The sequence below is a fragment of the Yoonia sp. genome, from assembly GCF_017854565.1.
In the GTDB taxonomy this organism is placed as follows: Bacteria; Pseudomonadota; Alphaproteobacteria; order Rhodobacterales; family Rhodobacteraceae; genus Yoonia.
Genome location: NZ_JAFMHJ010000060.1, coordinates 1 through 11,952, shown reverse-complemented (window position 1 = coordinate 11,952; position 11,952 = coordinate 1). Strand labels below are relative to the sequence as shown.

The 11,952-nt window shown below is 61.4% G+C and carries 13 protein-coding genes and 1 pseudogene; 1 reads left to right on the top strand and 13 read right to left on the bottom strand.

Translation table 11 applies throughout. The annotated features are described in order from the left end of the window. Nucleotides 1-645: 645 nt before the first annotated feature. The 6 genes and pseudogenes from QZ196_RS15905 to QZ196_RS15880 form a co-directional block, all read right to left on the bottom strand. Nucleotides 646-969 (bottom strand): annotated as a pseudogene (locus QZ196_RS15905) (transposase); the annotation flags it as partial. Continuing rightward, nucleotides 948-1,487: a hypothetical protein gene (locus QZ196_RS15900; protein WP_296428191.1), complete on the bottom strand. Its 540-nt coding sequence runs from the start codon at nt 1,485-1,487 to the stop codon at nt 948-950. The gene QZ196_RS15900 and the pseudogene QZ196_RS15905, both read right to left, overlap by 22 nt. Beyond that, nucleotides 1,484-3,925: a phage tail tape measure C-terminal domain-containing protein gene (locus QZ196_RS15895; RefSeq protein ID WP_296428190.1), complete on the bottom strand. Its 2,442-nt coding sequence runs from the start codon at nt 3,923-3,925 to the stop codon at nt 1,484-1,486. The genes QZ196_RS15900 and QZ196_RS15895 overlap by 4 nt, the downstream gene beginning before the upstream one ends. Then, complete coding sequence (locus QZ196_RS15890) at nt 3,918-4,142, bottom strand: hypothetical protein (protein ID WP_296428189.1); 225 nt, start codon at nt 4,140-4,142, stop codon at nt 3,918-3,920. The genes QZ196_RS15895 and QZ196_RS15890 overlap by 8 nt, the downstream gene beginning before the upstream one ends. A gap of 101 nt (nt 4,143-4,243) precedes the next feature. Continuing rightward, nucleotides 4,244-4,612, bottom strand: a complete 369-nt coding sequence (locus QZ196_RS15885; protein WP_296428188.1) for a hypothetical protein — start codon at nt 4,610-4,612, stop codon at nt 4,244-4,246. Further along, the gene (locus QZ196_RS15880; RefSeq protein WP_296428186.1) at nt 4,612-5,553 is read right to left on the bottom strand and encodes a phage tail tube protein; all 942 of its coding nucleotides are present in this window, start codon (nt 5,551-5,553) and stop codon (nt 4,612-4,614) included. The genes QZ196_RS15885 and QZ196_RS15880 overlap by 1 nt, the downstream gene beginning before the upstream one ends. A gap of 101 nt (nt 5,554-5,654) precedes the next feature. On the opposite strand from QZ196_RS15880, the gene QZ196_RS15875 reads away from it, so the two are divergent. Beyond that, nucleotides 5,655-6,104, top strand: coding sequence for a polymer-forming cytoskeletal protein (locus tag QZ196_RS15875; RefSeq protein ID WP_296428185.1), 450 nt, complete (start codon nt 5,655-5,657; stop codon nt 6,102-6,104). A 303-nt stretch (nt 6,105-6,407) separates the two neighbouring features. On the opposite strand, the gene QZ196_RS15870 is transcribed toward QZ196_RS15875, so the two are convergent. Genes QZ196_RS15870 through QZ196_RS15840 form a run of 7 tightly spaced genes read right to left on the bottom strand, consistent with a single transcriptional unit; the run spans nt 6,408 to nt 11,817 of the window. Continuing rightward, complete coding sequence (locus QZ196_RS15870; RefSeq protein ID WP_296428184.1) at nt 6,408-6,824, bottom strand: acyl-CoA transferase; 417 nt, start codon at nt 6,822-6,824, stop codon at nt 6,408-6,410. Then, nucleotides 6,821-7,450 (bottom strand): DUF6441 family protein, encoded by a 630-nt coding sequence (locus QZ196_RS15865; RefSeq protein WP_296428182.1) that lies wholly within the window; start codon nt 7,448-7,450, stop codon nt 6,821-6,823. Before QZ196_RS15865 ends, QZ196_RS15870 begins: the two co-directional genes overlap by 4 nt. Then, the gene (locus QZ196_RS15860) at nt 7,447-7,758 is read right to left on the bottom strand and encodes a hypothetical protein (protein WP_296428180.1); all 312 of its coding nucleotides are present in this window, start codon (nt 7,756-7,758) and stop codon (nt 7,447-7,449) included. Before QZ196_RS15860 ends, QZ196_RS15865 begins: the two co-directional genes overlap by 4 nt. Beyond that, entirely contained in the window at nt 7,758-8,762 is a 1,005-nt protein-coding gene (locus tag QZ196_RS15855) for a major capsid protein (protein WP_296428192.1), read from the bottom strand. The genes QZ196_RS15860 and QZ196_RS15855 overlap by 1 nt, the downstream gene beginning before the upstream one ends. A 57-nt stretch (nt 8,763-8,819) precedes the next feature. Continuing rightward, nucleotides 8,820-9,191, bottom strand: a complete 372-nt coding sequence (locus QZ196_RS15850; RefSeq protein ID WP_296428176.1) for a head decoration protein — start codon at nt 9,189-9,191, stop codon at nt 8,820-8,822. Nucleotides 9,192-9,197: 6 nt separating this feature from the next. After that, on the bottom strand, nt 9,198-10,289 hold the full coding sequence (locus tag QZ196_RS15845; protein ID WP_296428173.1) for a head maturation protease, ClpP-related: 1,092 nt from the start codon (nt 10,287-10,289) through the stop codon (nt 9,198-9,200). Between the two features lie 4 nt (nt 10,290-10,293). Next, a complete protein-coding gene (locus QZ196_RS15840; RefSeq protein WP_296428171.1) occupies nt 10,294-11,817 on the bottom strand; it encodes a phage portal protein in 1,524 nt (507 codons plus the stop codon). Between the last annotated feature and the right edge of the window lie 135 nt (nt 11,818-11,952).

The window sequence follows — 11,952 nt, the reverse complement described above, 5'->3', positions numbered from 1 at the left end:
AAAGGACATGGCAGTGGGGATGAGCGTGCCGCACAAGATTGCGATCCATATCCAGAAGTGCGACACGGCCAAAACTACCAGAACGTATTCGCAGGGCTTCTGACATCGGCATAATCTAGCAGTACAGAAAGAAAAGATCTACTAGTAATAAGGTAAGGCTTTTCTCATGTGTGGCCCCCTTGGTGGTCAGTGCAGCAAGGCTGTGCAGGGGTGGTCAAACATTCTGAAGACTCCATCCCTGTTGCCCACAAAACGGAAATGGTTTCCCTGATATTATTTTTAAGGGAATCGATTCTAAGCGACTGTTCTTGCGTTAAAATTACTGTCCAGAAACTGTATTTCCTGCCATATTCACGATTTTCCCCTGTAAATTCCCTGCTTAACAGGGAGTTTTACCCTAGACCTCGGTACAGTGGATCTCATTGGTCGGGAAATTGAGGCAGCATACCCTGGTCAAGGCGTTGCGGGGAGGAACTGGGATTCGAACCGACAAGACGGTAGCGCCATTTCCCTAGGTCCACGCGACTGGAAGCAGCTTCTTGCGATCTGACGAACCGCTTGGACCACTCGCTGATCGGGGCCCATTACCAAAAGTGCTCACTTTTCAGGTGCCCGTTGATGAATGGTTCTAGGGCCTGTGGAAAATCATCTTGAAGCTATGAGTGCTGCTACGAGGTTCCAACACGCTGCATAGCTACAGTCCGTTTTGTCGTATCTTGTGGCTATCCCTCTGAACTCTTTGATCTTTGCGAAGTAATTCTCCACCAGATGCCGCCACTTGTAGACCTCCGCATCATAATCGCGCTGGATCTTGCGGTTGGCTTTGGGTGGGATCACAGCGGTTGCACCGCGCTCATCAAGGTCTTGTAATAGCCAGTCCGCGTCAAACGCCTTGTCCGCGAGCAGCGCGTCAAAAGAAACGCCCCTGATCAACGGCGCGACACCTTTCATATCATGCGCTTGCCCAGGCGCAGCAGGACAGCAGGGGCGATGATTTCCAGGGCAGCGCCGTTCAAGGGCGAGGATCGGAGACGGGGCGTGATCTGCAGGGTCGCCACGCCCGATCCATTCGCCACGGCATCTGCGGTGACCTGAAAAAGCCGCGTATCGGTATCGGTCCCAAGCGAGATGAAGTCACCTGTTTCAAGCGCGGGTGATGACGGTGCCCATCCGCTTGTGACAAGCGCATTCCCGGTCTGCCCGGCACCGCTGACAATGGGATCGGCCAGGAGATCCGAGCGACCGGCTGAGGGATCGCAAAACAGGAAACGCCCGCGCATTCCGCCAAGCCCGGCGAAGAAGGCCGCCAGGCGGCGCGCATCCCGGCCCCTGGTCAGCGCCATCTCGAAGGTGAACTCCCACCATTCGCCGCCCCAGTCCTGCACTTGCTGGCTACCGGTAAAACCCGAGGTGGCAGCCGTCACACTCGCGACCAGGCGCCTCTCGAGGCTTCCAACCAGATGTAGGGGAAGTGTTGGAACGGTCATATGGCATAGCCTCTGGCGCGGCGCTCAGCGACGCTTTGGATGGCAACACGTTTGATTTCCGGCAGAACGGCACGCAGCCGGGCGTCGATCTGTTCAGCCACGCCCATCTGCGCGCCCCGGGCATCGATGTTCACGGTGACGCCGCCGGACCCTTGGCGCGCGTGGCCATATTGGGCAGCTTCGCGACGGTTCAGCACTCGCTCACCGCGTTGCAGGATCGTCGGCACTTCATCGGGCCGAAGTCCCGCCCAACCTCCGGCGTGTAGTCTTGGCGCGCCAGCGAAGGCGAGCGCCGGAACGGCACGCTGTGTGCCAGACAAACCGACGATGCCACCCGCATGCGAGACGGCCGCCGTTACAGACCCACCTCCAAAAATGCCGGAAAGCGCATTGGCGAGAGGCCCCAACACGGCGCGCTTGAAGGCCAGCACCGCCAAATCGGCGAGGATCGAGCGCACGAGGCTTTTGAAGTCGAGCTTGCCGGTTTCAACGAAGCTGCGAAAGGCGCTCTCCGCCCCGCGAAAGGCCCCCATAAGGCTCTCGCCAAGACCCTTGCCCAAATCAAGCGCCGACTTCGCGTAGTCCGACAGCGACTTCGAAATGGCACCAAAACCCGTGACGATGGCATCCTTCGCCTTTCCAGCCGCTCCACCCGCCCTGCTCACCGCATCAGCGAGGCGGTCCGCAGACGTGGTGGCGTCATCCAACGCCGAAGCTCCGTCATCTCCTGTATCCGCTACGGCATCGCGCAGCGCGGCCCAAGACGTCAGCGGTGCCGTCGCCCCATTTGCAAGATCCGTCGCCGCTTGCCGATATGTATTGGCGGTCGCCAGCGCCTCCGCTGCGATGCCGTCCAGCCCAAGGTCGGGGGCGGCGAGCGGATTGTCCTCAAAGGCACGCCGGAAAGCCTCTGCTGCGGCTGTCCCTGCATCAGCCGACGCTCCCAAATAGGGGTTTTCAATGTCGCCGAGGGTGATCTCGCGGATTTCGCCAAAAGTGGTCTCGATCCCGACCGCGGCCAGAGCGTCACGGATCTTGCCAGTGAAGGCATCCACCCGGCGGATCGCGCCGTTTAGCATGGCCTCGATCCCGTCGAGCATGCGGTTGGCAGCAGAGAATACGAGATCGCCGATCACTGCGGGCAATCGCGACCATATCTCGAGCACGGCCAGGAGAGCACCCTCGAAGGTGTTGGCGGTACTGTTGCCGAACCCCACAACACTCTCGATGGCCGAGGCCATGCCCGAAGCGGCGTCCGCCTTCAGGTCATAGAACATCGCCGTGGCCCCTGCCCCAGCAGCCGACGCGCCCATCTTGATCCGATCCCAGACCTCGATCGCGACATTCTTCAAGAGCCGCATGGCTTCACCGAAGCCGCCCGCGCCGGACGCCAGACGGGTAAACCAGTAAACCAGTTCCCCGGCGCCCACGATCAGCGCGCCAATGCCGGTACGAATGAGCGCGCCCTTCAACACGACGAGCGTCGCCGCCAACCCACGCACGGACAGCGCAGCGGCTGCCATGGCTGCGACCCAGCGTCCGGCGAGGAAGGTGGCGAAGGTTCCGGCGTAGATGGCCAGACGATCAAGGTTGGCCAGCACTGCATCAAAAGCTCGACTGATAGGGCTGCTGCTGGACGCAAGCGCGACGAACGCATTGGCCGCGGCCTCTAGCGTGGGCGCTAGCGCCACCGCAATCCGGTTGCGCACCCCGGTGAAGACCTGCCCGATGCTGACAAGCGCCAGTTCGGATCGCCGCATCGCTGCAATCGCATCGGCATCAAGCACGGCTCCAAGGCGCTGCGCCTGATCGCCAAGGCGGGTCATTTCCACCCCGCCGTTCTGCAAAAGCGGAATGAGCCGGGTCGCATCCGACGCCATCGCCTCGAGATAGAAAGTCATCTCCTGTTGGCTGACGCCTGCCCGTTCCAGGCTGTCGACATATAGCTGCAGCGCCTCCGGACCCGAGAGCCGTGCGAACTGATCGGCCGTCACACCTACTCTTGGTGCGATATTTTCGAAGAAATCCGCCATTGGACCACCGCCCGTCTGCAGGAAATCCCCTACCCGATCGTTCACGTCCTTCAGGATGTCTGCGAGTTTTTCCTGTTCGACACCCACCGTGGCTGAAGCCGCCGACCAGCGCTGGAATACTTCCGGGTTGGCATTGGCCACCTGGCTCAGCTGGCTGATTTCATTTGCCGCCGCAACGGTGGACCGCGTCATGGAGACTACGGCGGCACTGAGTGCGGCAGCAGCGGCCGTTGCCGCAACCCGGGCCCGACGTGCGAAGGCCGCCATACGGGCGTTGGCCTGCTCCATTTCGCGCGAGAGACGACCAAACCCGCGCTTACCTGCCTCTCCGACACCTTCGAGCTCGGCGCGCACCTGTCGGCCGCCGGTCGCGGAGAGCCGGACGGATACCTTCTTCTCAGCCATGGCGATGTTCGATCTCTTGGTTGGTTTTGCGCACCATCACCGCCTCGATGGGCGGCAGCAGTTCCGCGATGGCGAGAGGTGAGAGCCCGAGGGCAGCGCCAAGCTGCAGGGCCGCCCCCATGTCCCAGCCGATCACGGCCCCGCCGCTCATGCCACCTGCAACGCGCAGCTGACCACCGAGGCGCTGGACGAGATCCCAGACCTGCCAGCCTTCCATCGTGAGCGGCGCGTTAATGGTCCGAGGACACTCAGGGCAAGGGCCAGAACACGCTGCGCAATAATCACCGCCCCCGCCGAACTCCCAGTCGGCGAGAGCGGTCAGGCGTTTTTTTCCGCGTCCAGGATCAGGGCACCGGCGATGTAGCACGTCTGAAAGGCCTCGAAGATCGGCCAAATCTCCAAGAGTGCATCAATGCCGTCGGGCGTCACGGGCAGCGGTTTGTCGTCCGCATCGCCGACGCCCTCCCAATCCTTCACCACGATGCGTGCGACGGCCTTCGCCACGATGCGTGCGAGATCGTCGTTCGAGGGACTATTTTCAACATCTGCGCTTTGAGTGGCCGCCATGATCGCGGGATCACTGCGTGCGGCGAGCATGACCGCTGTGGTCAGCGGTTCGACAAGAAGGCGGACGCCGTGGCCGAGATCAAGCCAGAGAAGTTCATTGGAGAGGTTCAGTCGGAGCATCAATAGGTATCCCGATCATTGGTGAGGGTGACGGTGCACATGCGGCCCACGGCAGCGTCGCTGGCAGCTTGCCAATCGAAGGTCGCCTGCACGCCTTGGGGTCCTGAGATTTCGATCCGGGGACGCGGCAGGTAGACCGCGTGGGCAGTCAGGGTCAGGCTCTCACCCGTCGGCAGCGTGTAGGAGAATTCGAGTTCACAGGCCTCGCCGTTGATCGCCTGCTGCACCAATGTTTGATCCGCAAAACGGACAACTATATTGCCGGTCAGAGCTGCAATCGAGGGATCCGCCCCGTCTATCTTGCCATCGGCCCGGATCGTCTCGATGCGGTCGAGGTTGTTGGCATAGGTAAGGTCGGCAGAGACAACGTTACCTATGTTGGCCCCGTTCCGCGTGATGGCCCCGTTGAAATGTCCGAAGCGTTTCAACCCGATATTGGCGGGCGTTCCTGCCGCGCTGCCCGTGGCGATTTCCTCGCCTTGCGCCACGATGCTGGCGGTGGCGGTGAGTAATCCGGACCGCGCCATCTGCCAATTTAGGCTGTCCACCATACAGCCCGAATACATCGCAAACCGTGGCACCTCCGGCATTCCCGTCTCGATCGAGAGCGACGGCAGGGACCAGTTTCCGGAGCGGTACTCGTGGCTATAGGGTGCCTCGGAGCCGCTGGTTGTTGGTGCTCCAAAAGCAGCCTTCAGCCACACGCCAAAGGCCGCGGCATCGATCGGGATCACAACATCGCCGTCTGCCGTCTCCGCATCCTTGATCGGGGCCTGCGGATCCCGGCCGTAGCCCAAGAGTTCCGATGTCTGCAGCGGCTGCTCCGCGCCAAGCGTCGTGCTGGCGAAGGGCATTTTCGTGAAGCCGCTCACAGGCGGCGTGCCATAGGTCGTCTCAAACGCAAGCGCCATCTGCGCCCGCGCCCCTTGGGCTCGTGCCATCGTCTTCTCCTTGAATGTCAGCTGTGGTGTCAGACCAGCAAGTCGCTATTATCTTGACGTTTTTTGATTTTTCGATTGATTGAACTTCGGAGGGAAAACTGATGTCCATTTTTGGAAAACAAACCAAAGCAGATGAGCGCAAGACACCTGAAGTTCTTGATGACGAACTTTCGTATGCGTCCTCAAGGTCACCACTGCCAGGGGAGATGCCTGCGCCACCACGTGACAAACGCAAAAGGTCTATTGTTCAATCAGATTTGGTCATCACAGGTAACCTTAGCACGACAGGCATACTTGATTTCGCTGGCCGCATAACAGGAGATGTCAGCTCTGATACGCTCTTCATCGGTGCAGACGGACAAATTACCGGTCAAATCCGAACCAAACACTTTACAACCAGCGGTGAAATAACCGGAAGCCTCTTTGCAGAAGATGTAACGCTGAAGAGCAAGAGCCTTACCAACGCAGATATCCAATGTGAGAGAATTTCCGTTGAGGCTGGCGCTGTCATTGACGGTAACCTTCAATGTCAACCAAACCGCAAAAGCTAGGTTCAAATGAATCATCGCACTTTTGCGTATCTCTGCTATTTTTCGCCCCAATCAAGCTTGGGGGCAAGAAGCAGAGAACAGAACTATTGGGACTAGATTTCAAAAAACCACAGCGCAAGAAGAACCGCTTCAAACCTTTTTTACTCATGGCAGTGCTCGTTATGATCGTTTTTTTCGTTGTCATAATTTCAAACACCTATAGCGAGTGAACCTCGGTTTAAGCTCTTCTTGACGGTGAAAAATCTGCACCAATAACGCTTGCAGCGTTTCAAGTGGACCCGGCCAATCTGATATGCTTCAATTTTAGGACAATGCGTCCGCCGCTCCATAATGCAGCACCACGGGGATAACGGCCGCTTTCAAACTGGCACCCCCTTCGACAAGCAGATCGACAGGCCGTGGGGCTTCCGCCTCGACCCAATCGCAGAGGCCGCCCAGCGTTCGATCAGCGGCAATGGCCGCGCCGATGCTGGCGGTCAGCGTGTCAAAGGTGGCGTCACGGTCTTTACCCTGAACGACAGCTTCGATCTCGGCGCGGTGCTGGTAGTGGTAGCGCAGCGGCGACAACGTGACCTCGGGCTCCCCCGGCTCGCCGTCGCGCAGGATCAGCAGGCCCTGAGACGGAACGCGTTCGGGCAGCACGTCGCCGCGCAATGCGGCGGCAGGCAGCATTGAGAGCCGTGCGTGCAGCGCAGATAGGATCGTTTCGCGCGCGCTCATAGTTTTGCCTCCACCCAATTCGCCACGATCAGTCCCGGAACCGCAGCCTGAACGCGTTCAGCATCGCGAGCCAAGTCCAGTCGCTTTGCCAGCTTCACCTGCGGCACCAGCAGAAAGATCGGCACCGTTGCCTTTCCGCGCCCCGTCTTCGAGCGCGACGCCACTCCCAGTCCCCGGTTGTTCAAACGCCCATCCGCGACCAACAGGCTCGGGCCGCGGCGACGATAGACAAAGCGCAGGCGTAACCCGCGCCGCCGTTCCCATTCACCGGGGGAGAGACGTCTGCCTCGCGCGCCCTTACCCGCAGCAGGCGTCGGGATTGCCAGCCAGAACCCATCCTTCGAGCGGATCAGCGGACCTGTGTCATGAGCACCAATGATCACGGGCGCTTTTGACCACACCATGGCCGCCGCATCGAGGCTCTCCCCGACCTTTGGGTAGGTTTGGCTGCGGATCGAATTGCCCAACCTCCGACCAAGACCCGCTTGCGTGATCTGCCCACGCCAGTCGGATTTCAGACCGGTTCCGGCCTCGCGCATGGCGGCCGTGACCGCCTTTTCGCCAGCTTTCACCTCCGCAGCCATGACCGCAACGAGATCAGGGCTGATATCGAGGCCAAGTTTCATGCGGGGGACAACTCCAAAGTCCAGATCAGCCGCTCGCGGTCCCTGCGTGGCTCGCCCTGGATCAAGAACGTGTCCTCGCCGATCAGGATCTGTTCCTGCGGGCGGGGATCAGGGATGTCTTTGACCTGAACGTCGATGCGTGTCGTCTCAGAGAGTAGCCGTGCCGACCCGAACTCGGTGATCTCGTCTGGGCGGCGCAAGATGCCCCGTGCCCGCGTGAACTGTCCCTCGCTGTCCCGGTGCCAGATCTCAACAGAGATGTTCGGGTCGGCAAATAATACCCCGAGCGTCTCAACAAAGGCAGACATTACGTCCGCCGTGCTGAACGCAGAACCTGCGGCCGCGTGCAGATCGGCAGCGGGTTGCTTTCGATCTCCAGCCGCACCCATTCGTCGCGATCGCGATCGGGGATCATCCGCGCATAGAGCGGCAGGCCCACCGTGTTGACCGTCTCGAAGGTATCAGCCGGGGCGTAGTAGATCTCAAACAGCCCCTCGACGCCCTCCGGGTAGAAGTAGGCCTTGTCAGTCGGCACACCAAAACCCAGACCCCCGCGGTAGCGGCGGAAGGTGATGCCGCCGAAGCTGACCTCTTCCCCCACCCGGCCGCGCAGATCGGCGGCGGCTGCTGTGTTGAGATAGGTCTCACGGACTTCCTTATGGGCGACCAGATCAGCAAAGAAAGCCGAGCCACATTCGGCCCGCAGTTGCACCTGACCGGCAGCCAGACCACCCAAGCTGTCCTCGACGCTTTCGATCATTGCCTGACAGCGCTTGCGCAGCGCACCCGAGCCGGGGGTGGCATTGTCGAGATCAAAGTCGACCTCGGCGGCCGGGGTGATGTTGAACTCGGTGAAGTAGTTGATCACCGTGGCCCCATCCCGCGGGTCCTTCACCACGCCCTGGATACCGTTGAACAGGTGGAACTCGAAGGTGGCCTCAGCGTCATTGCGCAAACGCCCCATCTTGCGCGCCACCTCGGTCTGCACCTGCTGGGTCGCGGTTTCCGAGCCAAAGTCGCGGATGGCCTGGATTTCAGAAGCCCAAAGCACGTCCTGCTTCTTGAACTGGCGACACACAAACGCGCGCATCTCACGGCGTTCGGGGATCTGGTTCTCATAGGCAGAGCCGCGTTCCGAGAACGGGATCAGCGACAACGTGCCATCCCGGCTTTCGATCATCACGGTCCGCGCGCGCACGCCCCGGCTGCCGAAGAGGGCCGCACCAGACAGGATTGCAGGTTTGAAGGGAATGTTTTCGAGCGCACGGGTCAGCTCGATAATGGAGAAGGCGTCGCCTTCAAAAATGTCCATGGTGGCCACAGCGTGCCTCCTTCTGTTTTGTGGATACTGGTGAAGCGGCGCTCAGGCTCAGCGCAGAATGATGCCAAGTGCTGCCAAAGCCGTGGTGGCGGTGGTGATCTGCGCCTCGGTCGCGCCCTCGGGCCAGATGATCTCGTGACGGTTCACGATGACCGGGCCACGCAGGATCACAACGCCCGGCGCATCGGCATCAGTGGCATCGACCGGACCCCAGAGAATGCCAGCGGCATTCTGGCTGCCGTTGGATGCGCCCGGGGTCAGGATCGTGTACTTGCCACCCGTGGTGATCCGGCCCAGCACAGTGCCGGGGGCGAGCTTGCCCGCGCCGGATACGAGTGTGACGGTTTCTCGGTTATAGTCGCGCAGCACTTCCCAGACGAGGAAGCCGCCCGCGTGTTTGCCTTCAGTGAGCGTGGTCATGATGGGTTAGCCTTTCGTCTTGAAGGTACGGGCGATCACATCGCCCCAGGATTGGGTGGTCGCCGCGCGCCCGGGCTGGGCGTGTGCAGCGGTGATGTCGGGGGCTGCCTCGGCCTTGGCAGCGAGAAGCCGGGTCCGGACTTCGTCGAGACTGGCGTCCTCCTCGAGGAACCGGCCCGCAATCTGCGGCTGGCCCGCAAGGCGGCAGAGGTCGATCACGACACGCGCATGGGCGATGGCCTCGGCGCGGATATTTGTGACGTCGTCTGCGGCCGGGATTGGTTCTGTGGATGTCGGGTGTTCAGGGTCTGGTTGGGTGTTTCCCTCTGGAACACCCCCGCTCTGCCCATTTGAACGCGATGGATCGTCGGCTGTGACCACCGGATCAACGTTCCCGGCGGGAACCTTGGTCGCAGGATCAGGTGCGACTGGCGGAGCGTCCCTGCCCTCCACATCGTTGTCGTCACCAACGATGTGGGACCCGGGTGCCGCACTGTCTGCCTCCACTGCCTCGATCAGTTCGGGCGGTGCGTTGCGGAACCGGCCAATGTCGAAGCTGGCGGCGATGCGCACGGGCTCTGCCATGCGCGTGGCAAGGCCTGCGTCGAGCGCGTCCTTTGCGTCAAACCAGGTCTCGGCCGATTGCAGCGCCGCAATCTCATCCTCGGGTTTGCCGGACTTGGTGGCGTATCCCCGCGTCATGCTGGCTGCGATCTTGTCCAGCGTTCCGGCCATGTCACGCATATCCGCCGCCGTGCCCATGACAATGCCGGATGGGTCATGGATCATCAAAAATGCGTTTTCCGGCATGACGATCTCGTCGCCCGCCATCGCGATATAACTTGCGGCCGACGCGGCGATGCCGTCGATCCAGACCGTAATCATGCCTGCGTGGCGGCTCAGCGCATTGTAGATCGCCACGGCATCAAAGACGGATCCACCGGGGCTGTTGAGGCGCAGATCAATCGGCATACTGTCCGGCAGTGCACCCAGCTCGGCCAGAAACCCCTTGGCCGAAACGCCGTAGGCACCGATTTCGTCATAGATCAGCACTTCCGCGCCCGAAGCGTGGGCGCGCATCGTGTACCAAGTGTTCATTGTATTACTCCTGATTGGTGGCGGGATCGCTCGCAGCCGCATCCTCGCCATTGTCGCCGTCGGCCCCGTCACCCGGATCAGGCCGCCCTGCAGGTGTTGCCCGCGCGCCTTGCGTCTCCCCGGGGCTGGTTCTGTACACGAGCCCCAACTGCTTTGTCCGTGCGGCATCAGCGGCGTTTTCGCGGTCGACCTCTTCGACATCATAGCCCGTGGCCTCGACCACCTTGCGCCGCGAGGTGATGCCCGCTTCCATCGCCAGCACCTGCGCCTGGATGTCTTTCAGCGGATCGACCCAGTCCCAGCGGGGCGGGATCCACTGCACCATGCGCGCAGCTACCGGATCAGGCAGATCCAGCCGCCCCGCCAGGTGTGCCGTCTCCAGCCAACGCGCCCAGATCGGGCGGCAGAGCTGATGCGCGATCACCCCGTGCTGCAATTGCTGCACGCGGCGGCGGAATTCGACCAGCTCTGCGCGCAGGCTCGAATAGTTGGCCTGGCGCACATCGCCAGTGACCAGATGATACGGCAGCCCCAGTGAGGCCGACACCGCCAGTAGTGTGCGGTACTGGAACGCCTCATAGCCGCCGCCGACATCGGCAGGGCTTGAGAAGGTCACGTCCTCGCCCGGCAGCAGCACCTGCATCGTGCCGGGCTCAAGGCTGGCAATGGCCGCCCCGTCCAGATCCGCCTCGCTCTCGCCCATCATCGGGTCTTCTGGTGCTGTCTTGGTGATGAACCCCGCAAACATCGCTGCCGTCTTTTTGCGGTCGAGTTCCGCATCGTCGTACTGATCGAGCAAGAACAGCCGCACCATCGCGGGGGCGACATGCGGCAGTCCGCGGATTTGTCCGGCATCTATGGGGCGATAGATATGCAGCACGTCCTCGGCCAGAACACGCACGGTTTGCGGTATTGCGACGCGCTGATCCGTGCTGTCACCGGGATGGCTGCGGCGGAAGTGATAGGCCACGCGTCGCCCGATCAGGTCGAACTCGATACCGCAGCGGATGCGATTGCCATTTGCCGCCGTCTCAGTCTTCTCGAAGGGCAGCATTTCCGATTGCAGCAGCTGCATCTGCAGCGGCACCAGCAGACCATCTTCGGCCCGTCGGGGGCGCATCCGCACAAAGCATTCACCCGCGACGAACATCTCCCGGGCCACCATCGCCTGCAGCCCGTAGAAATCGGTCAGCCCGTCGGCATCCGCCTCGTCGGTCCAGGCGAGCCAGAGCCGCTGGACGCGATCCCGCAGGCCTGCATCCTCAATCAGCGACGACGGCTTGATGCCATCCCCCACCATATTGGAGGCAAAGGCCTCGCAGGCATTCGCAGCGTAACCGTTGGTGACAACTAACTCACGGGCACGGGCCAGCAGCCTCGGGCCACCCGAAGCCACAAGCGCGTTGATGTTTTCCAGCGGTGGGTTCCAACCGCGCAACCGGCGTTTGGACATCGCACCTTCAAGGCGGGCACGCACGGCAGCGGGGCCGCCTTGGGTTGGGCGGCGAAATTTGTCGAACAGGCCCATAGATCACAGCCCCTTGGATGTGGTGATACGCACCTGCCGCACAATACGCCGCCCCTCGGCCGCGGCGATCTCGCGGTCCAACGCCTCGATGGCCCGGTCAATCTCTGCCACGCTGCGGTAATCCACGGTCTTGCC